The sequence below is a fragment of the Wenyingzhuangia sp. IMCC45533 genome (genome assembly GCF_054111225.1).
The window spans coordinates 2,229,091-2,253,528 of record NZ_CM134197.1 but is presented as its reverse complement, the minus strand read 5'-3'; the positions used below and the strand labels follow the sequence as shown (position 1 = coordinate 2,253,528).

General features: G+C 32.8%; 20 protein-coding genes. 13 read left to right on the top strand and 7 right to left on the bottom strand.

Annotation, left to right across the window (positions count from 1 at the left end; genetic code table 11):
* Positions 1-20 precede the first annotated feature (20 nt).
* Complete coding sequence (locus ACXGQW_RS10010) at positions 21-545, top strand: thioredoxin family protein (protein WP_457822477.1); 525 nt, start codon at positions 21-23, stop codon at positions 543-545.
* On the opposite strand, the gene ACXGQW_RS10005 is transcribed toward ACXGQW_RS10010, so the two are convergent.
* Genes ACXGQW_RS10005 through surE form a run of 4 tightly spaced genes read right to left on the bottom strand, consistent with a single transcriptional unit; the run spans position 540 to position 4,704 of the window.
* Positions 540-2,510, bottom strand: a complete 1,971-nt coding sequence (locus ACXGQW_RS10005) for a ComEC/Rec2 family competence protein (RefSeq protein ID WP_457822475.1) — start codon at positions 2,508-2,510, stop codon at positions 540-542. The genes ACXGQW_RS10010 and ACXGQW_RS10005 overlap by 6 nt on opposite strands.
* Before the next feature lie 24 nt (positions 2,511-2,534).
* Positions 2,535-3,641, bottom strand: coding sequence for a lipid-A-disaccharide synthase (lpxB, locus tag ACXGQW_RS10000; RefSeq protein ID WP_457822473.1), 1,107 nt, complete (start codon positions 3,639-3,641; stop codon positions 2,535-2,537).
* Positions 3,642-3,923: a hypothetical protein gene (locus ACXGQW_RS09995; RefSeq protein WP_457822472.1), complete on the bottom strand. Its 282-nt coding sequence runs from the start codon at positions 3,921-3,923 to the stop codon at positions 3,642-3,644.
* A 1-nt stretch (position 3,924) separates the two neighbouring features.
* Positions 3,925-4,704, bottom strand: coding sequence for a 5'/3'-nucleotidase SurE (gene surE, locus ACXGQW_RS09990; protein ID WP_457822470.1), 780 nt, complete (start codon positions 4,702-4,704; stop codon positions 3,925-3,927).
* Positions 4,705-4,863: 159 nt separating this feature from the next.
* Between surE and ACXGQW_RS09985 the strand changes: the two genes are divergently transcribed.
* From ACXGQW_RS09985 to ACXGQW_RS09975, 3 genes are all read left to right on the top strand, one after another.
* Positions 4,864-6,966: a carboxy terminal-processing peptidase gene (locus ACXGQW_RS09985; RefSeq protein WP_457822468.1), complete on the top strand. Its 2,103-nt coding sequence runs from the start codon at positions 4,864-4,866 to the stop codon at positions 6,964-6,966.
* Positions 6,967-6,973: 7 nt separating this feature from the next.
* Positions 6,974-8,020: an ABC transporter permease gene (locus tag ACXGQW_RS09980; RefSeq protein WP_457822466.1), complete on the top strand. Its 1,047-nt coding sequence runs from the start codon at positions 6,974-6,976 to the stop codon at positions 8,018-8,020.
* Positions 8,021-8,190: 170 nt separating this feature from the next.
* The gene (locus tag ACXGQW_RS09975) at positions 8,191-9,522 is read left to right on the top strand and encodes a PhoH family protein (RefSeq protein ID WP_457822464.1); all 1,332 of its coding nucleotides are present in this window, start codon (positions 8,191-8,193) and stop codon (positions 9,520-9,522) included.
* A 69-nt stretch (positions 9,523-9,591) separates the two neighbouring features.
* On the opposite strand, the gene ACXGQW_RS09970 is transcribed toward ACXGQW_RS09975, so the two are convergent.
* Positions 9,592-9,843, bottom strand: a complete 252-nt coding sequence (locus tag ACXGQW_RS09970) for a type B 50S ribosomal protein L31 (RefSeq protein ID WP_457822462.1) — start codon at positions 9,841-9,843, stop codon at positions 9,592-9,594.
* A 118-nt stretch (positions 9,844-9,961) separates the two neighbouring features.
* Here ACXGQW_RS09970 and ACXGQW_RS09965 point away from each other — a divergent pair, with 118 nt between their 5' ends.
* The 6 genes from ACXGQW_RS09965 to ACXGQW_RS09940 are packed head-to-tail and all read left to right on the top strand — an operon-like array spanning position 9,962 to position 16,009.
* The gene (locus ACXGQW_RS09965; protein ID WP_457822460.1) at positions 9,962-10,990 is read left to right on the top strand and encodes a glutaminyl-peptide cyclotransferase; all 1,029 of its coding nucleotides are present in this window, start codon (positions 9,962-9,964) and stop codon (positions 10,988-10,990) included.
* A 4-nt stretch (positions 10,991-10,994) separates the two neighbouring features.
* Positions 10,995-12,446, top strand: coding sequence for a hypothetical protein (locus ACXGQW_RS09960; RefSeq protein ID WP_457822459.1), 1,452 nt, complete (start codon positions 10,995-10,997; stop codon positions 12,444-12,446).
* The gene (locus tag ACXGQW_RS09955) at positions 12,439-13,122 is read left to right on the top strand and encodes an SDR family NAD(P)-dependent oxidoreductase (RefSeq protein WP_457822457.1); all 684 of its coding nucleotides are present in this window, start codon (positions 12,439-12,441) and stop codon (positions 13,120-13,122) included. The genes ACXGQW_RS09960 and ACXGQW_RS09955 overlap by 8 nt, the downstream gene beginning before the upstream one ends.
* Positions 13,123-13,125: 3 nt before the next feature.
* On the top strand, positions 13,126-13,722 hold the full coding sequence (locus ACXGQW_RS09950) for a SprT-like domain-containing protein (protein ID WP_457822455.1): 597 nt from the start codon (positions 13,126-13,128) through the stop codon (positions 13,720-13,722).
* 34 nt (positions 13,723-13,756) lie between these two features.
* Positions 13,757-14,551 carry a PhzF family phenazine biosynthesis protein gene (locus ACXGQW_RS09945; RefSeq protein WP_457822453.1) on the top strand — a complete coding sequence of 265 codons (795 nt, stop codon included), beginning with the start codon at positions 13,757-13,759 and terminating at the stop codon, positions 14,549-14,551.
* A gap of 42 nt (positions 14,552-14,593) precedes the next feature.
* Complete coding sequence (locus ACXGQW_RS09940) at positions 14,594-16,009, top strand: DUF389 domain-containing protein (protein ID WP_457822447.1); 1,416 nt, start codon at positions 14,594-14,596, stop codon at positions 16,007-16,009.
* Positions 16,010-16,188: 179 nt separating this feature from the next.
* On the opposite strand, the gene ACXGQW_RS09935 is transcribed toward ACXGQW_RS09940, so the two are convergent.
* The gene (locus tag ACXGQW_RS09935) at positions 16,189-16,944 is read right to left on the bottom strand and encodes a dolichyl-phosphate beta-glucosyltransferase (protein WP_457822445.1); all 756 of its coding nucleotides are present in this window, start codon (positions 16,942-16,944) and stop codon (positions 16,189-16,191) included.
* 258 nt (positions 16,945-17,202) lie between these two features.
* Between ACXGQW_RS09935 and ACXGQW_RS09930 the strand changes: the two genes are divergently transcribed.
* From ACXGQW_RS09930 to ACXGQW_RS09920, 3 genes are read left to right on the top strand one after another with little or no spacing between them, the layout of a single operon-like run.
* Complete coding sequence (locus tag ACXGQW_RS09930; RefSeq protein WP_457822443.1) at positions 17,203-20,262, top strand: hypothetical protein; 3,060 nt, start codon at positions 17,203-17,205, stop codon at positions 20,260-20,262.
* Positions 20,262-21,464 carry a hypothetical protein gene (locus ACXGQW_RS09925; protein WP_457822441.1) on the top strand — a complete coding sequence of 401 codons (1,203 nt, stop codon included), beginning with the start codon at positions 20,262-20,264 and terminating at the stop codon, positions 21,462-21,464. The genes ACXGQW_RS09930 and ACXGQW_RS09925 overlap by 1 nt, the downstream gene beginning before the upstream one ends.
* Positions 21,457-22,980 carry a glycoside hydrolase family 2 TIM barrel-domain containing protein gene (locus ACXGQW_RS09920; RefSeq protein WP_457822439.1) on the top strand — a complete coding sequence of 508 codons (1,524 nt, stop codon included), beginning with the start codon at positions 21,457-21,459 and terminating at the stop codon, positions 22,978-22,980. Before ACXGQW_RS09925 ends, ACXGQW_RS09920 begins: the two co-directional genes overlap by 8 nt.
* Here ACXGQW_RS09920 and ACXGQW_RS09915 read toward each other — a convergent pair.
* The gene (locus ACXGQW_RS09915; protein ID WP_457822437.1) at positions 22,970-24,181 is read right to left on the bottom strand and encodes a glycosyltransferase; all 1,212 of its coding nucleotides are present in this window, start codon (positions 24,179-24,181) and stop codon (positions 22,970-22,972) included. The two genes, ACXGQW_RS09920 and ACXGQW_RS09915, sit on opposite strands and share 11 nt — an antisense overlap.
* Positions 24,182-24,438: the final 257 nt, after the last annotated feature.

Below are 24,438 nucleotides of genomic sequence, written 5' to 3'. Positions count from 1 at the left end.
TAAAAGTATAAATCACCTTCATGAAAAAATTAGCGTTATTATTAGCCTTTATACCTGTACTTCTATTTTCTAGCAACCCAAAACCTAAAGAAGTTAATTGGGTTAGTTTTGAAGAGGCAATTGCCCTAAATAAAAAAAATCCGAAACCTATTATTGTAGATGTGTTTACCGACTGGTGCCATTGGTGTAAGGTAATGGATAAAAAAACCTACACCAACACTACCATTATAGAATATATCAATAAAAACTTTTATGCTGTAAAATTTGATGCTGAACAAAAGACACCTGTTAACTTTAACGGTCATACATTTAACTTTGTGCAAAGTGGACGAAGAGGTTATCATGAATTTGCACAAGCTATGTTAAACGGAAAATTAAGTTATCCTTCTACTGTATTTTTTGATAGCAAGCAACAGCTAGTTTACGTTGCCCCTGGATATTTAAAAACCCCTATAATGGAAAAATTAATCAATTTTATGTATCAAGAAAAGTACATCAACAGTGATTGGGAGACCTTTGAAAAGGAGTTTAAAAGCCAATTATAAAGTTTTTAGATAAGCTCCTTCTTTATCTATATCATACAAAGGCACTTGTAATTTTTCACAAGTGCTTTTCCATTTTATGATATTATTTTGGTAGTTATTCTTACAAATAATTACTTTTTGAGAACTTATATCTAACATGACTCTTTCTAAATTAATTAATGGATTATTTTCTAAAATAATAACGGCATTCTTAATACCAAGAGCTCGATAATCAATGTTAGCTTTGATGACCAGATAGGTTTCTTGATTGAAATTAAAAACTTCGTTGTTTTTTACGATTACTTTGTGAACACGATTACTTATCCTGTTTTTGGCAATTATTTTTTTGTCATAAGCTCCATTTAGCAATATCAACTTATTTTTATCTTTTATAGAAATCAATGTACTTTTAGAAGAATTGTAAATAATCAACTCTTGTTTATGCATTATTTTAAATCGTTGGCTAATATGGTTGAGTTGTATAAAAAACAGAAATACAAGGGTAGTAAGCACATAAACAAATTTCTTCCTTTTGTAAATGAGCCATATCATCCATAGGAAAATGTAATAGCACAGCACTTGAATTCGTGTAACATGAATCTCCTTTATTAATAAAGACTCCATGGACGAAAAGAAGTCAATCGTTGATAAATACCATTGTATAAAAATGTCATAATAGTGTTCTAACAAAATAATTTGTGGAAATAACAATATTTTTAACAATACTAGAACTCCACCGTAAAGCACCAACGGTAGCAGAGATACTGCAAAAAAATTAGCTCCCAAAAACTGAAAAGAAAACTGCTGAAAATAATACAATGAAATGGCCAAAACGCCCAATTGGGCAATAACAGACACTACCAAAACATCTACAAAATATTTTACTATTTTATTTTTTATAGCAAAATAATTCATCACCAAAGGATAAAACACCACTATGGAAATAACTGCCAAATAACTCAACTGAAAACCGGCATCGTATAAATAATTGGGGTTAAAAATTAATAAGAGCAATGCAGATGATATAATGGGTTCTAGCAACAATCCTCTATTTCTTTTTAGCCTAGCTAGTAAAATGAAACCAAACATGGTAACTGACCTTGCTACCGAACTAGATAGACCCGAAAAAATGGCAAACGATAATAGCAACATCAACACTACAAATACACGGTAATAATGACCATATTTAAAGAAAGTTAAAAACGAAAACAAATGATACAGTAATAAATATAACACTCCCACATGCATTCCAGAAATTGCGATGAGATGCACCACTCCGCTATTAATAAATGATTGCTTGACATCACTTGTTAAATATTCTTTGTCTCCTAGTAGCATCGCAATCACTAAACTTTGGGTTTTAAAAGACATTCTAGAAGTCAATATTGCTTTTTCTACCCTTTCTCTTAGATTCTGAATTTTATAAATGAGATGCGAATCTTGTTTTAGTTCAATGAAATGTTTGAAATAAACCACACCGTAAACTTGTCTGCGATGCAAATACTGCTGATAATTAAAATTATAGGGTGAACTAGGTTTATTATTTTTTTTGATAGTAGAAACTCCTAAGAGCACATCTCCTACTTCTTGTTTTTTGCTTTTAGGTATTTGTACCAAAATACTACCAGAAGTAGGTACAGTATCTACAGCGTTTACCGTTGCATAAAACCTATTGGTTTTTAAGGATGATTTTAATTGCTTGGTTAGGGTTAAACGAATTAAACTTTGCTGATGCTCTATGTGTGAGCAGTAATGTGAGGGGTAATTTAATTCATTATTAATCAATACAGAAAAGCCACCTATTACATAACCCAACACCACTACAAATACAAGAAATAAATAGTGCCTACCCAATCTATAATACAACAATCCCAATAAAATGGAAAAGCATCCCACGAGTACTAAATGTTTGTTTAAAGGATATAGAATTCCCAAAAACACACCTAACAGCACCTGAAAAGGCACATAAGTATAAAGTAATTTCATAGCTATCTAAAGCTACAAAAAAAACTAAAGTCCTAAAATATAGTTTGCTAAGTTGTTTGAAGCTCCATCCCCGCCCAGTTTTTGATGCAAACTTTCGTAGTTCTCAAGCATGGTTTGTCTCCCTGCTCCGTTCAATAGGAGTCTAAGTTCTTTTTCTAGGTTGTCTGCGTTTAAATCATCTTGAATTAATTCTTTGACAACTTCTTGATCCATTACTAAATTTACCAAGGAGATATATTTGATTTTAACAAATAATTTAGCAACATGATAAGTTAAGCCACTTGTTTTATAACACACAACTTGTGGCACTTTAAACAAGGCTGTTTCCAACGTAGCGGTTCCTGAGGTAACCAGAGCTGCGGTAGCAATTGAAAGTAAATCGTAAGTTTGATTATTGACAAAACAAACGTTAGTATTTCCTATGATTTCTCTATAAAACGATTCTTTTTTGCTCGGAGCTCCTGCTACCACAAATTGATAATCCTGAAATTTAGCTACCACTGAAAGCATTTCGTTCAAAATTTTGGTAATTTCTTGAGTTCTACTTCCTGGTAATAACGCTATAATGGGCTTATCTCCTAGGTGGTGTTCTTTTCTAAACTGTGTTTCATCAACAGGTTGTCTACTTACAATTTCATCTAACAAAGGATTTCCTACATAGTTTACTTTATAGTTGTGCTTGTTTTTAAAATAATCTACTTCAAAGGGAAAAATAACATGCAAATGATCTACATATTTTCTGATTTTGTCTATTCTGCCTTCTTTCCAAGCCCATATTTTAGGAGAAATATAATAATGAACTTGAATATTATTTGCTTTGGCAAACTCAGCTATTCTTAAATTAAATCCTGGATAATCTATCAGAATCAACATATCTGGTTGATATTTTAGGATATCATTTTTACAAAAATTGATATTTTTAAAGATGATTCGTATGTTTTTCAGCACTTCTAAAAGTCCCATAAAAGCCAATTCTTTGTAATGCTTTACCAAAGTCCCTCCTACACTTTGCATTAAATCACCACCAAAAAATCTAAAATCTGCTTGATGATCTTTCTCCACCAAAGACTTCATTAAGTTAGAGGCATGCAAATCTCCAGAGGCTTCTCCAGCAATGATATAATACTTCATTTAAACAAATTTTAGAATAGCAAATACAACCGCTAAAATAATAACCGCCATTAAAACTCCTCTAGCTTTATAGACCTGATTGTTTTTAATGAACAAATGAAATACAATTACATTTGGCAAGGTTCCTAAAGTAATCACTTTGGGCAATAAACCTCCGTGGTATAACATACTAAATGCTGCTTCCAAACTATATTGAGAAAACATGATTGTTACATAGAGTGTAGACCCCATTAAACAAACAATTAAACCTACCAATGCTCCTGTTAAAATGTCTTTTTTCATCTTATTTATTTAATTTCCAGTTGTTCAATTTCGAAATCATATGATGAGCCGTTAAATCAAACTGAACAGGTACTAGTGAAATATAATTTTGAGCCAACCAATATTCGTCGGTATCCTCACCTGCATCTAAGTTTTCAAACTCTCCCGTTAACCAAAAATATTCTTTTCCTATGGGGCTTACTCGCTTATCGAACTTTTCTCTCCAATTAGCTCTCGCTTGTCTACATACTTTAATTCCCTTGTAATCCTCTTTCGATTTTTTTGGGAAATTCACATTTAAAACAATTCCATCTGGTAAACCATTTTGCAATACTTCTGTAGCTATTTTATGTACATAAGTCCCTACGCTGCTAAAATCTGCTTCTTTAGAATAATCACATAAGGAAAAACCAACTGAAGGAATTCCCTCTATACCTGCCTCTATAGCAGCACTCATAGTCCCTGAATAGATTACGCTTACGGATGAATTACTACCGTGATTGATTCCAGAAACGCACAAATCAGGTTTGCTAGTGAGTACCTCGTTAATGGCTAATTTAACACAATCGGCAGGAGTCCCTGTACAAGCAATTTCTTCAACTGCATCTCCCAAGACTTTCTGAGGTTTTAATTCCAAAATAGCATCGATGGTAATTGCATGTCCTTTTCCGCTCTGAGGCTTGTCTGGAGCAACTACGTAAACCTCTCCTATTTTACACATTTCGTCAATTAAAACTCTAATTCCATTAGCATCAATACCATCGTCATTGGTTACTAAAATCTTTGGTTTGTTTTTTGTCATGTGTAAGTAATTGTTTCACAAATTTAACACAATAAATTTAGGTAGATAAAGGTTTCTATTTAGTTTCACTATTATTTAAATCTATTGGGTTTAATTATTTTAATAAGCTCCTAAAAAAAACTAAATTAGTAGCTCTCATTACACAAGGATATAATTTTCATGAAGAAATACATCAAACATCTGTACATTCTTACTGCAATTGTAGGAGTATCAATATTTTATAGCTTTACTAACAACGACCAAGACAAAAATCCAGAAAGAGATCAAGTTTTGATTCAGGCTTTAACAATTATCTTGGAAAGAGGTCATTATGAGCCTAAGCAAATAGATGACAACTTTTCTGAAGGAGTGTTCAATAAATTTTTAGAAGATTTAGATCCTTATAAAAGATACTTTTTAGCTAGTGATATCGCTCGATTTAAAAAATATTACCACGATGTAGACAATCAAATTGTTAGAAAGAAATTCACCTTTTTTAACGAGGTGATTAATACTTTCGACACTAGATTAAAAGAATCCGAAAGTTTGTATCAAGACATTCTTGCCGATAAATTTAACTACTCCAAAAAAGAGAGTATTAATCTAGATCATGAATCCTCCGAATATGCTTTAAACAAGCAGGACCAAAGAAACGTATGGCGTAAACACCTTAAGTTTTCTACCGTAAGTAAGTTAAATGATTATTTACAGGAAGAAGAAGACAAAAAGAAAGAAGATAAAAAATACGAGACGAAGAGCTTTGATGAACTAGAGAAAAAAGCTAGAGAAAAAACACTCGATAACATTAAAGATTTATTTTATTACGAAAACAAAACTCCTGTTAATGAGAGATTTGATATTTTTTTAAATGCTATTACCGCTCAATTCGACCCTCATACCACTTACTTTGCACCTGATATGAAGAAACGATTTGAATCTAGTATTTCTGGTTCAATCGAGGGAATTGGTGCTAGGCTTTCTGATGAGAGAGGTTACACTAAAATAGTAGAGTTAATCCCTGGTGGTCCTGCTTATAAACAAGGGGACTTAGAAGTTGGAGATTTTATTGTTAAAGTGGCACAAGGAGAAGAAGGAGAATCTACGGATATAGTAGGGATGAGACTTTCTGACGCTATTGAATTAATCAAAGGAAAAAAAGGAACGACCGTTGTCCTTACGGTTAAAAAGGTAGATAATACTTATGAAAAAATAGCTATCGTTAGAGATATTGTTGAGTTCGAAGATACTTTTGTAAAATCATCTATCACCATTAAAGATGGTAAAAAATATGGGATTGTACATTTGCCTAAATTTTACATAGATTTTAGTAAAAAACAGCAAAGAAACTCTGCTGCTGATATGCGCAAGGAAATAGAGTTATTAAAGAAAGAAGGAATTGAAGGATTGGCTATTGACTTAAGAAATAACGGTGGAGGTTCTCTAAGCACGGCCATTGATATTGCTGGACTATTTATAGAAAAAGGCCCGGTAGTACAAGTGAAATACAAAAACAATAAACCCGATATTAGAAACGATAGAGATAAAAGCATTATTTGGGAAGGTCCTTTGGTCATTATGGTTAACGAACTCTCTGCTTCTGCTTCGGAAATCTTAGCAGCTGCTATGCAAGATTACAAAAGAGCTATTATTATTGGTAGTGAGCAAACTTACGGTAAAGGAACTGTACAGAATGTAATCCCAATTAATCAATATCTTAATTACAGTGAAGATTTAGGAGCTTTAAAGCTAACCATTCAAAAATTTTATAGAATTAATGGAGGTTCCACACAATTAAAAGGGGTAAGTTCTGACATTGTAATGCCTGATAGATATAGCTACCTAGAAGTAGCAGAGAGAAAACTTGATCAGCCCTTAAACTGGGATCAGATAGAAAAGGCTAACTACGATTCTCTACAATTCTATAGCAACTTTGATGAAGTGGTTCAGGAAATGCAAAACAACATCAACAAAGACAAACAGTTTATCAATATAGATGCTTATGCCCAGTGGTTAAAGAAAAATCAAGATAACCTGACCTACTCTTTAAACTTAAAAACTTTTCAGGACGATCAAGAAAAACTAAATAGTGAGGCCAAAAAGTATAAGGATATTTTAAAGTACACTTCTGTCAACAAATATACTTTTCCAAAGTATGAAAGCACACTTGTAGAAACAGATAGTATTTTAAGAGACAAACGTACTGTGTGGCACAAAGCACTTGACGAAGATATTTACATTAGTAAGGCCGTAGAAGCGCTGAGTAAACTTAAAACGATTCAATAAGTCTTTAATGAAAATTACTGACATTAAATACTCCAAAAACATATTAGCCAACCTTTGCGTTGGCTTTATTTGTTTAGGGAGTTTGGTAGCTCTTTTTGCCTATGTTATTGCTCCAGACAATACTGCCAACGCGAACACCATGCATGTAACTATACAAACAAAACCTCCTGGTTTTAGTACGTTTATGCTTCAAGAAAATCAACCTCCAAAAGAACAGTCTTTATGGGATAAATTGGTTAACGGCGATAAAACTTTTAGAAAAGAAACTCCCATTTACGATGATTATAGAATTTCTGAATCTGTTATTAGTTACCGACCGTTGCTGCAAAACGACTTAATTGAAATTGAGAATAACTCAAACACCTCGGTTGTAAAAAAAACCTTTTGGTTAGGTACCGATAAGTATGGTAGAGATTTGTTAAGTAGGTTGATTGTGGGTGCCAGAATCTCTTTTTCTATTGGGATTATTGCTGTGAGTATTTCGCTAATCATTGGTTTATTACTAGGTGCCATTGCAGGCTACTACGGAGGGTATGTAGATAGTATTATTATGTGGTTTATCAACGTAACCTGGTCTATTCCTACTATTTTATTAGTAATTGCAATTACTGTGAGCTTAGGTAAAGGCTTGTGGCAAATTTACATAGCTGTAGGTTTAACCATGTGGGTAGAAGTTGCCAGAGTGGTTAGAGGCCAGACTAAAAGCATCAAAAATCAGCAATATATAGAAGCCGCTAGAGTTCTGGGCTTATCTAATCTTAGAATCATACTCAAACACATTTTACCCAACATTATAGGCCCCGTAATTGTTATTTCCGCCTCTAACTTTGCTGCTTCTATCTTGGTAGAAAGTGGATTGAGTTTTTTAGGACTTGGTGCGCAACCTCCTACACCATCTTGGGGAATTATTATTAAGAACCACTACAATTATATTGTTACGGGAAAAGCTTATTTAGCCGTTATTCCAGGATTGTTAATTGTTTTGTTAGTGCTGTCTTTTATGATTATAGGAAATACGCTTAGAGACAAATGGGATGTTAAAAGTGATGCCTGATTTTTTTGAAAATTATTTATCAAGTATTAATTAACAATCTAAACATCTCATATTTAAAAAGTTACTCGAAATATTGATAACAATCAAACTGTAAAACGAATGCAACTAAGTTGTAGCGTTGCTTTGCTCTAAAAAGATTACTACATTTAAGTAAACCTAATCTTTTTAATATGGCAAAAAAACAACCGAAGAAAATTTTTGTTTTAGACACTTCCGTACTACTATTTGATCACAACTCGATCAATAATTTTCAAGACAACAACGTAGTCATCCCCATTACTGTATTAGAAGAATTAGATAATTTTAAAATTGGTAACGATACCAAAAATTTTGAAGCTAGATCTATCATTAGATTTCTTGATAAAATTTCTGACCACCAAAATCTTAACGAATGGATTAGCATAGGAAAAGGAAAAGGAGATTTGTTTATTTCTATGCACGACAACGCATCTGGTATCAATGCAAAGGATGCTTATGGCTCCAACAAAAACGACCATAAAATTATTGATACAGCTCTACTCATCAAAGAATCTTACCCAAAGGCTATTGTCACGCTTGTTACAAAAGATATCAATTTAAGGATTAAAGCCAAAGCTTTAGAATTGAGTGCTGAGGATTATAAAACAGGTAAAGTTGAAGATATTAAGGAAGTTTCTAAAGGAACTATCAACTTAGATGAACTAGAATCTGATGTAATCAAGAATTTATATCAGAATAACGAAATTGAAGAAAATGGTATTCTTGGAAATCAAAAAGTAGGAAACGGTTACTATATTATAAATAATCAAAATGATTCTGTTTTAGCTAGATATTGTCCCAATACTGATAAAATTCAGCGAGTAGAAAAGAGTTACGCTTTTGGTATTAAACCTAAAAATGCTGAACAAACTTTTGCGATAGATGCTTTATTAAATGAGGATATTAAATTAGTAGCATTGCAAGGTGTAGCAGGTACGGGTAAAACCTTATTAGCGCTTGCTAGTGCTCTGGAACAAAAAGCTTTATATCAACAAATTATTTTAGCCAGACCTATCATACCTTTGAGTAACAGAGATATTGGGTTTTTACCAGGAGGTGCAGAAGAAAAAATTTCTCCTTACATGCAACCTTTGTTTGACAATTTAAAATTTATAAAATCTCAATACAAAGCAGATTCTAGAAAAAGAAAAGCTTTGGATGAAATGGAAGAAAATGAAGATTTGGTACTTACTGCCTTGGCTTTTATTAGAGGAAGAAGTTTGGCCAACGTAATGATGATTATTGACGAATCCCAAAATCTAACTCCACACGAAGTAAAAACCATTATTACCAGGGCTGGTGAAGGAACTAAAATTATTTTTACTGGAGATATTAATCAAATAGATACCCCTTATATGGATGAACATAGTAACGGGTTGACTTACTTAATTGACAAATTGAAGGGGAATTCTTTGTTTGCCCACATCAAACTAGAAAAGGGAGAAAGATCAGAATTAGCAAACCTTGCTAACGATTTGTTATAAGCACTACCTAAAAAAGCTGTTGAGGTTAACCTCAACAGCTTTTGAATTTTATAAACAAATAAGTTTAAATTACTTTTTAAATTTAGCGTATTTCGTTTTGAACTTGTCAATACGTCCTGCTGTATCTACTAATTTAGATTTACCTGTGTAGAAAGGGTGAGATGTTCTAGAGATTTCCATTTTTACTACAGGATACTCTGTTCCATCAACCTCAATGGTTTCTTTAGTATTAGCTGTTGAACGTGTTAAAAATACATCACCATTAGACATATCTTTAAAAGCTACCATTCTATAATTTTCTGGATGTATTCCTTTTTTCATAATTATATATATGTTTTAACTGTGTTTATTTTTGAGACTGCAAATTTAAGTATATTTTTGAATAATCAAAAAATATATAAAGAAATAATTCACTTAAATAACCTTTTTTACAATTCTTATGCAACTAAATAGATTTTTAGCCATCATTATTCTCGTCATCAGCTTATCTTCTTGTCAAAAGACTCCTGAATTTGATCTCAAAACTCCTAAGAAAATTAAAATCAACCAAGAACTTGTTATCACTACAAGTGGAGATGATTTAGGCGATCTAAAAACAGAATATTTTATTGATGACCAATTAGTTGGGAGCGGAAAAGAAATCAAAATAAATATTGAAAACTACAAATTGGGGAAACACAACATTAGTGTTCGTACTGGTGAAATGGACGATACCATCAGTAAAGAACAAACCGTTGTATTTTTAGCACCAGCTGCTCCAAAAGTTTACAGCTACAAAGTAGTAAATCGTTTTCCTCATGACAGAACATCTTTTACTCAAGGTTTGGAATTTCACAATAATTTTCTTTATGAAGGTACTGGTAAAAACGGTAAATCGGTGTTACGAAAAACCGAGCTAAAAACTGGAGAAATACTACAAGAGCAAGCGTTAGCCAAAAAATACTTTGGTGAAGGGATTACCATCTTTAACGATAAAATTTATCAATTGACATGGTTAAATAAAATAGGATTTATTTACGATGTAAATACTTTTAAAACCTTAAAAACGTTTGCTTATAAAAAGAGTGTACAAGGTTGGGGACTTACTCACAATGACACGCATTTAATTAAATCAGACGGTACTGAAAATTTATGGTTTTTAGACCCCAAAGATGGAAGTGAAAAAGAATACATTGAAGTATATACCAATAAGAAAAAAATTGATAAACTTAATGAGTTAGAATACATTAACGGAAAAATATATGCCAACGTTTGGACCATCAATGCCATCGCTATTATCAACCCTAGTAACGGTGCTGTAGAGGCTATTATAAATATGAAAGGATTGGCTAATCAACTAGATAATAAAACAATTGCTGGCTCTAGCGACAAAGTTTTAAACGGAATCGCTTATGATGCTGCCACTAATCAATTATACGTTACTGGAAAAAACTGGGACAAAATATTTGAAATTGAAATTATAAAATAATTATATGAAGTTTTTTAAAGCTTTTTTAAAACTGAGTTTTGTAATCGTACTCTTGAGTCAACTTTCTTGTAGAAAAGATTTTAGCACTGAGTTTAGCAATGGCAATCTAAGATTTTCTGTAGATACTTTGTTTTTAGATACTGTTTTTAACAATCTATCTACCAATACGGCAAGATTTACGGTACATAACACTAGCAAAAACGATGTGCTAATTCCTAGCATTAAATTAGAGAGAAATGACTCTAAGTACAGAATTAACGTAGATGGAAAACCTGGTGTTTCTTTCTCCGACGTATTGCTGAGGGCCAAAGATAGTCTGTTTGTTTCTGTAGAAACAACACCAGACACTAGCGACCTTGTTGATATGTTGTATACTGATAAGATTATATTCGACCCCAATGGAAATACTCAAGAAGTGCAATTAGTAACGTTGGTAAAAGAAGCCAATTTGCTTTTTAGCAGTACCGATAATAATTTTGAATTAGATCCGTCTACCACGTTTACCAAAGACATACCTTATGTAATTTTTGGAAATGCTATAGTGCCAGAAAATGGTAGTTTAACCATTGAGGCTGGTGCGACTATTCATTTTAATGACAATTCTGGTTTAACTATTTCCCCTAATGCAACCCTCAATATCAACGGTACTCTGTCAGATTCTATTGTTTTTAAATCGGATGCGCTTAGCTTTGCCTTTGATGAAGTTCCTGGGCAATGGAACGGGATAGATATTAAAGAAAATACAAACGTTAATATTGACTATTTAAGAATCTTAAATCCTACAACGGCTATAAAAATAAAAGACAATACCAACACAGTTACCATTACAAATACTGAAATTTACAATGCAGCCAGTTATGGGGTACTCTCGCAAAATAGCAACATCAGCGCAAGTAATCTCGTTATTGGGAACGCTCGTGTTTCTGGATTAAAATTACAAGGAGGAGATTATCGATTTAACCATTGTACATTCGGTAATTTTTGGCTAAAAAGTAATCGGTTTGAAGCCAACGTTTCCTTATCTAATTCTTATTTGGACGAAGATGGTAACGAGGTTTTAGCTCCGTTAAGTTCCGCTAATTTTGTAAATAGTATTATTACGGGTTCTAGTTTTGTAAAGGATGAAGTAGCGCTAGATAAAAACGAGAATGAGGCTGTTTTTAATTTTAATTTTAAGAACTGTTTGATTGACTTAGAAAAAGGGGAAGATTTATTTGATACCGACAACACCAGTCTATATACGAACGTATTATTCAACAAAGAATACGATTTTAAGGATACTAGTAAAAATGATTTGAGAATTGGCATGGCTAATGAGGGAATTAATCAGGCAGATAAATCCTCGGCTACATTAATTCCTTTAGATATTTTAGGGACTGATAGAACGGCTACACCAGACATAGGTGCTTATCAGCACATTGATTTCACAACCTTAGAAGAAACTAAAGATGAATAAAACCATTGTAATTACAGGAACTAGTAGAGGAATTGGATTTGAACTAGCACAGTTATTTGCCAAAAACAATTATCAGGTTTTGGCAATTTCTAGAAACACCGCTACTTTGGCTAAAATCAATCACCCTAATATTAAAACGTTTGGAGTTGATTTGAGTCATGAAAATGAAATTGAGCTAGTTGTTGATTACATTGCTAAAAACAGTATTCAAATTTCTGGATTGATACACAACGCAGGAAAATTAGTCAACAAACCCTTTGCTGAAATTTCGCAACAAGATTTTAAAGAGGTATATCAAGTAAATGTTTTTTCTGTTGCTTTACTCACTCAAAAAATAATTCCATTTTTAGCGAGCAATAGTCATGTAGTTACCATAAGCAGTATGGGGGGAGTAAACGGAAGTCTTAAGTTCCCTGGTTTGGCTGCTTATAGTTCTTCCAAAGGTGCAGTCATCACTTTGTCAGAACTCTTGGCAGAAGAATATAAAGAGCAAAAAATTTCCTTTAACGTACTAGCTCTAGGAGCCGTACAAACGGAAATGTTAGAAGAGGCTTTCCCAGGATACCAAGCCCCTGTAACACCTGATGAAATAGCTCAGTATATTTACGATTTTACCATTACCGGACACAAGTTTTACAACGGAAAAGTATTAGAAGTTTCTACTACAAACCCTTAAAGTATGATAGAAAAAATTACTCCTTACATTCCTATCAATGCAAAAAATGATTTAGAGTACATTTTAAACCAATACCCCTTTAAACTTAAAATTGTAAAAGAAAGAAAAACCAAAAGAGGAGATTTTAGACCTACAATTCCCTTAGCAACCATCACCATCAATAACAGCTTAACAAAAGAGCAATTTTTAATTACTTTGGTGCATGAAATTGCGCATTTACATACTTATATAAACTATCCCAAGGCAAAACCTCACGGTCAAGAATGGAAAAGCTGTTTTAAACATCTCATGCTTCCTTTCTTAACCACTTCTGTTTTTGATAATGACTTGCTGAGACTACTCGCCAAACATTTTATCAATCCCAAAGCCACCACAGACTCCGATATCAAATTATCGGTAGCACTATCCCAATTAAAAGAATACTACCAAACAGAACACCAGTATTTTGTATTTGATTTGAAACCAGGAACTGTCTTTGAGTTAAATAACCGAGCGTTTAAAATTTTGACTAAACGTAGAACTAGATACGAATGTTTAGAAATTTCTTCCAACAAAAGATATTTAATTAAGGGTAATGCATCCGTAAAACTTATTTCATAATTCTTACATTGTATGTTAAAAACAGGCTGTTATAATGGAAAGAATAATTTATCAAGTAGATGCTTTTAGCACCGAAAAATTTAAAGGGAATCCTGCTGGAGTAATGATTCTTAAAGAAGATTTATCCGAAGAACTTATGCAAAAGATAGCTATGGAAATGAATTTATCAGAAACTGCTTTTGTAAACATCTCTCATGAACCTTTTAGCATAAGATACTTTACCCCAACTATAGAAATTCCATTATGCGGACACGCTACATTAGCCAGTGCGCACATCCTTTACGAAACGCAAATTGTAAATCAACAAAACGATATCAATTTCAACTGCAAGGCAGGATTGTTAAATATCAAAAAGGGTTCCGAAGGCATTAAAATGGTGTTTCCTAAATATAGTGTTCAAAAGATAAATTCTATTGATGTTTTTAAGGATATCATTGGATTTGAACCTTTGGAATCATACAGCTCTGAAAACGGTTGGACCATAGCCGTTGCTAAAAACGAAATAGATATACAGAATGCACAACCAAGATTTAGTGAAATGAGTTTACATGGAGTTGGAAACTTGATGATTACCGCTTTATCTGAAAGAAACAATGTAGATTTTGTAGTGCGCTGCTTTGCCCCTGTTGCTGGAATTAATGAAGACCCTGTAACAGGGTCTGCGCAATGTGGTTTGGTACCTCTATGGAATCTAAAGACCGGTAAAACAAAATTTAACGTAGAACAATTATCTAAAAGAACTGGCAAATTAGCTGTACAATTAATAAATGATAAAGTTGAAATAGTAGGAAAATCTGTTACTATTTTTAAAGCGGAAATGTATATTTGATAGATTGATATTTTTATCGATACAAAAGATGACTTTATGACTATGGATGAAAACACAGAACAAAATCTAAATCAGAAAAAAGAAGAAGTTAAGCAAGGATTTAGGGGCTTCTTTACTGCTTTTAAAACTTTTTTAACAGACTTATTAAGTATTAGGGAAGAAACAGATAAGGAATTAACAATTACCAAAATAAAAGCAGGGATTCCCGTAAAAAGTCACAATGCGTGGGTATTGGTGTTTTCCATATTTATTGCTTCTATTGGTTTAAATGTAAGTTCCACGGCTGTTGTTATTGGAGCCATGTTAGTTTCTCCTTTGATGGGCCCTATTTTAGGGTTAGGGCTTTCTATAGGTATTAATGATATTGACACTTTAAGGAGATCTTTGGTCAATTTAGGAGTAATGATGGGTTTAAGTATCACTACTTCCTTTTTGTTTTTTAGTATCCCCTTGTTTCAAGAGGCAACTCCAGAAATTATAGCGAGAACCGCCCCAGATGTAAGAGACGTACTCATTGCTTTGGCAGGTGGATTGGCTATGATTCTAGCTTTTAGTAGAAGGTCTGAAATGACCACAACAATAGCAGGTGTAGCCATTGCCACCGCTTTGATGCCCCCATTATGTACTGCGGGTTACGGTTTGGCTACTTGGAATTTAGATTACTTTTTTGGAGCAATGTTCCTTTTTATCATCAATGCTATATTTATTGCACTCGCTACCTTTGTGGTCGTAAAATTTTTACGTTTCCCAATGGTAAAGTACATTAACCAAGTAAAACGTAAAAGAATTGCTCAAATAGCAGGTTTTACTGCTACCTTAATTATTGGTTTTAGTGTTTATCAGTTTTATTTGCTGTTTCAAAAAAATCAATACAGTTTAAATGCAGAACATTTTATAGCTCAGCTGCAAGAAAAAACAGGGGCGGGTATTATTAGTACCGATGTTAATTACGATCAAAAAACAATTAAAATAGTAGTCCTGGGGACCAATATTGATGATACTCAAAAGAAAATTTGGTCAAATAAAATGCATGAGTTTAACATTCCAAATACTTCTTTAATTATTCAGCAAGATGATAAAGCTTCTTTAATGCAAGATGAGATTAATACTATTAAAAACTCTTATATTAAAAATCAGAATTTAATTGCATCTAAAGACGAAATTATTCAGCAAAAGGATGCTTTAATTATAGAGAAAGATAGGCAGTTGCAAAAGCTTTACAAACAGCAGATTCCTTTTTTACAGATTTGCCAAGAGGCTAAAGTTTTGTACAAAGACTTAGAGAAATTAAGCTATGCCAATAAAATAGAAACCAATTACAAGACGGCTAGCTTGGATACCATTACTATGTTTGAAGCCAAATGGAGCGATTCTATTATTGTAAACCCAGATACTCAAAAACAGCTAAATGAGTGGCTAAAAACGCGATTGGGAAATAATAGAATTGAATTAAAATAATTGAGATTGGTGTTTTAAACAAACATAAAGATTGCTTTAAAAAACGCTACTATCGCCATCCCAAACTCGTTACCGAATTATATGATTAGGGAACTTGTTAACATTATAAAATCCCGTGCTAAACACGGGATTTTGTTAATCCAACTTCTCCAAACATCTACTCTCTACTATTTAAAACTCTAATTTGTGGTGTATGCCAATGAATTGATGTTGTAAGAAAACCAAATTGATAATAACATATAAGGGATTTGAATAGCATCTTTCATTCCCAACTTAGAATCGTCTACATGCTCCCATCTTTTTAAAGGTTGTTCGCACATTTTACTCATTATTTGGTGATTTCCATAATACTTTTTTAACCTCATGAAAATCTCAACATCAAACAGCCAGCGTGTTAAAAATTTTTTACCATAAGCCACACCAATAATTTCTCTCTTAAAAACTTTGGCTCCGCACTGGGTATCTTCAATTGGTAGCCCTAAAATTAAAAACACAATCATTTTTACTATTTTAGAAAAAACACTTCTAAAAAAATTGCGTTGAATATCTCCTTCGCCCTTGCCTCTAGATCCGTACACTAAAGACAATTCATTATTTTTTCTTAATGTGTTTACCAAGTCTTTAAAATCATTAAAATCAGTAGAAAGGTCTGCATCCATAAAACCAATGGTATCTATTTCTTGTATTCTATTTAAGTATTTCACCCCAGTTCTTACTGCTGCTGCTTTACCTGCATTTATCTTAACATCAACAACCGTCACGTTGCCGTTGCATTCGTACTCTATATTTTCTAACACTTGTAAAGTATGATCCGAACTTCCATCATTTACAAAACATAAATGATAATTTTTATGAGCATTTGCAAAGTCGATAAATGTATTAATAGCTAATCTATTTGCTTCGTTATAACAAGGTATGATGATTCCAGTTTTCATAATGTTTTGGTTTAAATTATACTTCAAAACTACTACGTTCACCAAGTCCTTTTGACTGCTATTAGACCAAACGTAACTTTCCGTAGACAAATGGTAAACTGTTTTAAAGATTTCGACAAGTGGTTATTTCTAAAGCATCAACACCACTAAACACTCCAGTTCTGTAACAGCTACAAAAAACGGAAATCTATATTTTAAACTTTTATCCCTACAAAACTTTATAGTATATTTAATATTATAAGAAATTGCAAAAACAACATGAAATCAGGTACTAACAAGTATTTAGTAGTAGCTATCCTCATCGGATTGGTGTTTCATGGTACTACCATGTTTTTCACTTTGGAAACTACCTACGATGCGCTTATTCATTTATTTTTTGCAGACCACTACGCTAACAGCTGGTTTGAACCATGGAATTTTAAATGGTATACAGGGTTTACCGTAATGAGTTACCCCCCTTTGGTGCATCAATCGATTGCTTTATTATCTTTGATAGGCGGATTAAAATTTGGACTTTTTAGTCTTACCGTTGTAGCTATTCTCCTCTTCATTACAGGTATTTATCGCTTTTCTCTGCTAATCACACAAAGTAGAAATGCTGCTGGTTACGCTGCTATTATCGCAACCTTGTCTTCTACGTTTATAGAAACGTTACACCTTTTTGGACAATTACCTAGTATTATAGGAGTCTCTATTTTATGTCATGCACTACCTGAAATTTACTTTTGGCTGACCAAAGGAAAATTAAAATACTTTTTTACTTCTATTTCCTTCATCTCTGTAACGGTAACTTCGCACCACGTGACTCCTATTTTTGGAATGGTGTTTTTTATATTTCCCCTGATTGGTACGGCCATTATAGAGGTGGCTAAACAGGAAACAAAGGATATCAAAAAAGTAACTTTTAAGAAATTTCTTTTATCCTTTAAAAAGTTATTCAAACGAATTATAGCTTTTGGTTTAAGCTCACTTGCTATTATTATCGCTTGCTTACTCCCCTACTGGATAAATACTAAAAACAACCCCATTACTCAAGTACCTATACCACATGGATCTAGGGATCATTTCTTAGAAACAACCTCTTCTGGTTTGGTGTTTTTTGTAATTCCATGGGGTATTTTACTATTTATATTGCCTTACGTTTTTTATAGGTATTACAGTAAAAAATTTATTTGTTTTGGTTTGTCCATTTCTATGTTAACCCTTTTAGGTACTGGGGGTACAACTCCTATTCCTAGAATGATATTGGGAGAAAACGCATTTAACATATTAACACTTGATAGGTTTACCCTTTGGGCTGCTATTATGGCCATCCCTATGACAGGTGAATTTATTTACCGATTTGCCGAAGGAGATATTAAGTTAGCCATTCAGAAAAAAACGAGCGCTGTTTATCATAGAGTTATAGGTGGTTTTTTGGCTTTTCTATTTTTGTTTATGGCCATATTTACCATTAGCTTGGGTTATTTTAGACCTTCTCAGCCTGCTAAAATAAAAATGCTACCAATTATTAATTTTTTAAATCAAGATCAGCACGATCAATGGAGATATTTAACACTCGGGTTTGGAGATCAGATGGCTTGGTTAGGATCTAATACCAATGCCTTAAGCGTGGACGGAAACTACCACTCTGCCAGACGGCTACCAGAATTAACAAGTAGAGCTATTGAAAGATTGGAAAACTCTAAATTTAAGGGTATTGAGGGACTTGGGTCACTGCAACAATTTTTAACCGTTCCAGAAAAGTACAATCTCAAATACATTTTTTCTAACGACAAATTTTACGATCCTGTCCTTTATTTCTGTGGCTGGCAAAGACTAAGACAGTTAGAAAACGGTATTATGGTTTGGGAAAAATTAAACATCCCTCCTATGGGAGTTATTTTACCTAGAATTGATGTTAGCACTTGGCAAAAAATCCATTGGGGAACGGTACCGTTGCTAACTGTTTTAATTGCACTTGTCTTAAATTTTCAAACTTTTGTATCAAGGACATTCAAAACAAAAAAGAACTCAAAAAACAATCTTTTACAAAATGATTATATCTATAAAAAACCTTGGAAATTAACCGTTGTACTCCAAAGTTGGTCTCTGTTTTTACTTATTGTGATTGGTTATTCTTGTTATTTATTCTATATTAAAAATGATTCTCAGAGAAGTCCTACAAATGCCACTTTAGCCTACTTTGATCATTTAGATTTTAAGAGATTCAAAGATGCCTATCACCTCATCAACCCAAATAGCAAAGTTAGTAAAGAGCAATATATGTTAGAAATATCTGTTACGGATGGTTTGTTAAGTTCTTATGCTAAAATGGATTCTATTTCCGTTGCAACTGTAAAAGAAACAGACTCTACAGCAACTGTTAAGGTTAATACTCAATGGGTAACGGCTTTAGAAATTATAAAGGATAGTTGTTTTAAAGAGCTAGAAAAAATTAATAGCAAATGGTACATCAATCCCGAAGAAAAAAGTAAAGATTTGCCTCCCGACCAATTGTATGTTGAAAACATTCCCAAGTTTCACAATCAAGGGAGAAGGAGAATTACTACAGAACAAACTTATCACGAAGATGTTTTAAAACAACCTGATCTTAGAATACTGGAGGCTAAGTTAATAAAGCGCAACAATCAATTTTCTATTATTGGTGAAATTCAAAATATAGACAATACACCTGCTGATGTAGTTTTAAACGCTAACTTGTATAATGACAAGGACGCTAAACTAGGAAATTATAGTGCTAAAGATGTTATTAAACACAAATTGATGCCTAAAGAAATAACCTCTTTTAAAATAAATTTTGAAGGGATTGCTTGGGTAAAAGCAACAGATAAAAGTCCAAAAACATTTAATCCAAAAGAATTTACACCTATTGATTTTGTTGATATCCCTACCAAATTTGACCTACACGCTGCCGGAAATGTATCTGGTGCCGATTTGTACAAAAAATTAGCGATTAGCAACATCAATATTGCAGATGATGTGATGAAAGGAACTTTATACAATAGTGGAACTGCGGAAGCAACAATACCTCAGATGATTGTTTCCTACTACAACACACAACAAGAGTTGATAAATGTGGATCATCAATTTATGATTGAAGGAATTAGACAGCAAAGAAAATTAAATTTTAACTATCATCTTAAAAACGATCCCATCAGAATAATAACAGCAAACATGGACAACTGTTTTGTTAATGGGCTTCCCAACGAGTTATTACCAACCAAACAACCAAAACTGTCTCTGATAAAAACAAAAAACGAATTAAATCCTTTTTTAAAAATTGAATTAAACACTTACACAGGTATTCCTTATTAATGAAGTTCCACATCTTACATATTATTTTATTTTTGCTGATAACCACAAAAGTTGCCTCACAAAAAAACACTACCAACATCAAATTAGTTGGAAGTGATAAAGTTTACTATGCTGGTGATACTATTGTTTTAAAGTTTACTCAAAACAACAAAATAGCAGAAGATTTATACATTAGTTCTAGCTACGGAAGCACAGTAGTTTCCCCGCAGATTACAGCCAACTCGTTAATTTTTGAAATTCCTGACTTTATAAGCAAAAAAAGCGGATGGATATATTGGAACTTTACCAAATCCCTAAAAAACACTAAAGGTTCTTTTTATGTAAACCCCCTAGAAAAAGTAAATAGAATAGAAACTTATTTAGGACCTCCTAGTTTGGTAGCGGGTTACAAGGACTACGCTATGTTAGTTACCATACCTTTAGACACACTAGATAATCCTATAAAAAAAGGGACTCTCATCACGGTAAACAAAAGTTTTCTAAACACACAGACCCACGATTCTATTGTTTTTGATGGAATGACAGGCTATGATTTGATTTACACCAAACCTAAAACTGGTAGAGTGTTTATAAGTGCTGTTTGTAAAACTAAAAATACAAAAGAACATAGTTTAGAAATTTTACCTAATGTTCCTAGCGACTTTAATTTGTCTTACAGTACAACCCATAATTTTGCTGATGGCAACCAAATTGTGAAATTTAAAACTTCTGAGATTAGAGATGAGTATCAAAATATTGTTACCAACGGAACGCTCGTGAACTTTAAGATTGAAAACAACTTGGGGGAGATTTTTCAAACATACGGAACAACTATAAACGGAATTGCCAACGCAGAATTAATACACCCAGATTACAAACAAAAATGGACGGTTGTTGCTTTCGTAAATCAAATGGCTACAAGCAACGGTGTATCTCTAGAATTTAAAGAAGCTATCTCTAATTTTAATATCAAATACCATCAAGCAAGTAAAAAATTATTGATTAGTGATTTTAAGAGTTATATGGGACAATTTATTCCTGATGGTTTGAATGTCAATGTCAAAATTCTTTACAAACATCACTTAATTAAAGAATTTAACGTACAAACAGAAAACGGAGCTTGCTCTATTTACTTAGGTAACTATGTAGACAAAAATAAGTTTCCATACACCATAAAAGTAACGGCTTCTGACAAGCTTAAACAAATAGAACTAAATGATTAGCATTAATTACTCCAAAATAATATTGAGAACTGTACTCTTGTGTTTCTATCTACTGATGGCAACGCTTGTTTTTGTAGGACTTGGTCAGGTTTTCGCTTACCTAAACACAGGGGCTAACAAAAATTTGATGTTGTATGCTAAGATTAATGAAGCTTCTCATTATCAACCCGACATTCAATGGAATAACACAACAGCTAAAGGAAGAACTATTTTTAACACCAATTTACAGACTGTAGAGAAAGATTACTTAAACAGTTGGTATGTAAAACAAACGGCTCTGCAAAACAACACTTATAAAGGTTTAAAGAACTACTTTACCAAAAATGCTTTCATCAATATTAAAAACATTATTGACTTTAACAAAGAGAATCATATTAGAATAGAAAGCACAACGTTAAATCACCATCCTCATATCAACCTATTTAGTGAAGACGGTCAATTGATAGAGCTAACAGATTATAATGTAACCGAAGAAAAAAGAATTTATAAAGACAATAAGCTTATACTACAAACCTCTGAAACAAACACTTATCAATATTTATTGTTATTAGAAGACGGTTATTGGAAAACTAGACAAGTTTTAAGAATTAAACCAACGGAAAAAAGCAATACCTCAACCCATCCTATTTCTTTACAAACAAAAATTAAAGGAATCAACTACTATCCGCAAGACACTCCTTGGAACATGTTTGGAGATGAATTTGATGAAAAAATTATTGAAAAAGACTTCAAAATCATTAATGAAATAGGCTTGAACACCATCCGAATTTTTATTCAATATGCTGATTTTGGAAAATCTGAGGTAAAACCTAAAAAACTAGAAAAATTAAGGAAAGTACTTGATATTGCGCACCAGCATCAATTTAAAACCATTGTAACCTTATTTGATTTTTATGGAGATTACTCTGTTATGGACTGGACTTTAAATAATAAACACACCTTGCAAATTGTCAATGCTATTAAAAATCATCCTGCTCTATTTGCTTGGGATGTAAAGAACGAGCCTAATTTAGATTTTGAAAACAGAGAAAAATCTAGAGTTGTTGCTTGGTTGACACAAATGGTGCATTATCTAAAATCTATAGATACTATTCACCCAGTTACCATAGGTTGGTCTAATACCGACAGTGCAGCTATTTTAGCCAACGAATTGGACTTTGTTAGCTTTCATTACTATGAAGATTTGAATTTACTAGCCGATAAATATGCTATGTTAAAAAAAGAAATCCCTAACAAACAAATTGTATTAGGAGAATATGGTATCTCTAGTTACAGAGGTTTGTGGAATCCGTTTGGAAACTCTGAAAAAGATCAAGCTGATTATCATAAAAAATTTCAAGAGATTGCTAGTGAAAATAACATTCCTTTTATTTCTTGGACTTTGTATGACTTTAAAAAAATCCCCACGGAAGTGGTTGGTAAACTTCCATGGAGAAAACATCATCAAAAACATTTTGGTTTTATCAATCAAAAAGGGGAAAGAAAAGAATCTTTCAAATATATAATTAAGCCGTAGCAGAAACGGTTCCTGTTTGTACTTGTTTTCCAACAATAATTTGTTCAAAATTGTTTAAATACATATCTGTAATAACACTCATTGGAAATGCTGTAGCTGCCTTGTAGTTCGCTTGCTCTAAGGAAATTCTATACGCTTCATCCGTAACTATGTTCTGAATGGCCGTTGCCAAACTATCTACACTTGTTGGGTTAAAAAACTCTCCTTTATAGCCTTCTTCTTGCACCAATAAAGCTAAATCACCCAAATCTGGCATCACCACCGCTTTACCATAACTCCCTGCTTGGTGTAGTACTCCTGAACTCCCCGTAGTAGAGGTATATGGAAAAACAACTACCGAGCTTTCTTGAAACAAAGGAGCCACTTGCTCTTCTTCTACGTAGCCTGTGAACGTTATTCCAGAAACGTGACTGTACTGCTCCTTAACTCCTTCCAAATAACCAGGTACATTAGGGTTGTCCGTACCTGCGATTACAACTTCTAGATTTAAACCTGTGGTGTTTCTTACTTTCTCCACAGCTTCAATCATAGATTCTACTTTTTTATACGTTCCAAATTTCCCGAAAGTCATTACTTTTAATGCTCCTTGTTGTGTTTTAAAGCTTGGTTTTTTGGATATTTCAAAAGTACCATGAGGAATTAAGGTTACATTATTGGCTTTGTATTTTTTTTCTAAAATATCCACGTACTTTTGCATGGTTACCGCAACCATATCTGCTTGTAAAATAATTTTTGTTAAAGTAGTCCCAATGGACTCATATACTTTTTGCATTATTTTGTTAGAGGTAAAACCTGCATTCCCTAAATCTACTTCTTCCAAAATATTATGTAACAAAACAATGCTAGGTATTTTTTGAACTTTACAAATTAAAGGCAATGCTAAACCTAATGCTGCTGCCAGTTTTTTATCTCCAAATTTCATAAACTGTAGGTTAAACAAAACAGCATCTGGTTTTATTTCTCTTATTGTTTTTGTAACACTAAACACATTTTTATAACTGTTAAATTTCCAACATTCTTTAACCGTTATTTTACATCCCTGTTCTACAAAATTCAAGTCTTTTTCTTTGGGAGTTTCGTCGGTTAGTAAAATAATTTCCGAAATTTCTTCTTTCTGTCTAAAGTGTTTTACCAAGTGATAAGCATATTCATTTAACGTTACTTTACTAGGTGGATATGAGGTTACGATTGCTAATTTCATAATGTTTTAATTTTTAATTATGATGTAAAATTGCAACCGTATCCTTCTTTTTTATCGATATTTTAGGCTATCAACCTATTCCTTTAGACGAAATACATCAACTAAAGTAAGAGTACCGTTTACCGAATTTTAAACCATCGATAAACTGCTATTTTGATTCGATAAATTAGCTATTCGTTTTTTAACTCTTATCACTAAGAAGTTTTAAAAAACAAAAAACCAAATGCGTTTAAAAGCATTCGGTTCCTCGTGAAATT

Excerpts from the sequence above, each read along its gene's own strand:
- ACXGQW_RS09980 (WP_457822466.1), top strand. The coding sequence starts at position 6,974 with ATGAAAATTACTGACATTAAATACTCCAAAAACATATTAGCCAACCTT.
- ACXGQW_RS09970 (WP_457822462.1), bottom strand. The coding sequence starts at position 9,843 with ATGAAAAAAGGAATACATCCAGAAAATTATAGAATGGTAGCTTTTAAA.
- ACXGQW_RS09925 (WP_457822441.1), top strand. The coding sequence starts at position 20,262 with ATGAAGTTCCACATCTTACATATTATTTTATTTTTGCTGATAACCACA.
- ACXGQW_RS09955 (WP_457822457.1), top strand. The coding sequence starts at position 12,439 with ATGAATAAAACCATTGTAATTACAGGAACTAGTAGAGGAATTGGATTT.
- ACXGQW_RS10010 (WP_457822477.1), top strand. The coding sequence starts at position 21 with ATGAAAAAATTAGCGTTATTATTAGCCTTTATACCTGTACTTCTATTT.
- surE (WP_457822470.1), bottom strand. The coding sequence starts at position 4,704 with ATGACAAAAAACAAACCAAAGATTTTAGTAACCAATGACGATGGTATT.
- ACXGQW_RS09975 (WP_457822464.1), top strand. The coding sequence starts at position 8,191 with ATGGCAAAAAAACAACCGAAGAAAATTTTTGTTTTAGACACTTCCGTA.
- ACXGQW_RS09915 (WP_457822437.1), bottom strand. The coding sequence starts at position 24,181 with ATGAAATTAGCAATCGTAACCTCATATCCACCTAGTAAAGTAACGTTA.
- ACXGQW_RS09930 (WP_457822443.1), top strand. The coding sequence starts at position 17,203 with ATGAAATCAGGTACTAACAAGTATTTAGTAGTAGCTATCCTCATCGGA.
- lpxB (WP_457822473.1), bottom strand. The coding sequence starts at position 3,641 with ATGAAGTATTATATCATTGCTGGAGAAGCCTCTGGAGATTTGCATGCC.
- ACXGQW_RS09965 (WP_457822460.1), top strand. The coding sequence starts at position 9,962 with ATGCAACTAAATAGATTTTTAGCCATCATTATTCTCGTCATCAGCTTA.
- ACXGQW_RS09920 (WP_457822439.1), top strand. The coding sequence starts at position 21,457 with ATGATTAGCATTAATTACTCCAAAATAATATTGAGAACTGTACTCTTG.
- ACXGQW_RS09995 (WP_457822472.1), bottom strand. The coding sequence starts at position 3,923 with ATGAAAAAAGACATTTTAACAGGAGCATTGGTAGGTTTAATTGTTTGT.
- ACXGQW_RS09945 (WP_457822453.1), top strand. The coding sequence starts at position 13,757 with ATGGAAAGAATAATTTATCAAGTAGATGCTTTTAGCACCGAAAAATTT.
- ACXGQW_RS09960 (WP_457822459.1), top strand. The coding sequence starts at position 10,995 with ATGAAGTTTTTTAAAGCTTTTTTAAAACTGAGTTTTGTAATCGTACTC.
- ACXGQW_RS09985 (WP_457822468.1), top strand. The coding sequence starts at position 4,864 with ATGAAGAAATACATCAAACATCTGTACATTCTTACTGCAATTGTAGGA.
- ACXGQW_RS09950 (WP_457822455.1), top strand. The coding sequence starts at position 13,126 with ATGATAGAAAAAATTACTCCTTACATTCCTATCAATGCAAAAAATGAT.
- ACXGQW_RS10005 (WP_457822475.1), bottom strand. The coding sequence starts at position 2,510 with ATGAAATTACTTTATACTTATGTGCCTTTTCAGGTGCTGTTAGGTGTG.
- ACXGQW_RS09940 (WP_457822447.1), top strand. The coding sequence starts at position 14,594 with ATGGATGAAAACACAGAACAAAATCTAAATCAGAAAAAAGAAGAAGTT.
- ACXGQW_RS09935 (WP_457822445.1), bottom strand. The coding sequence starts at position 16,944 with ATGAAAACTGGAATCATCATACCTTGTTATAACGAAGCAAATAGATTA.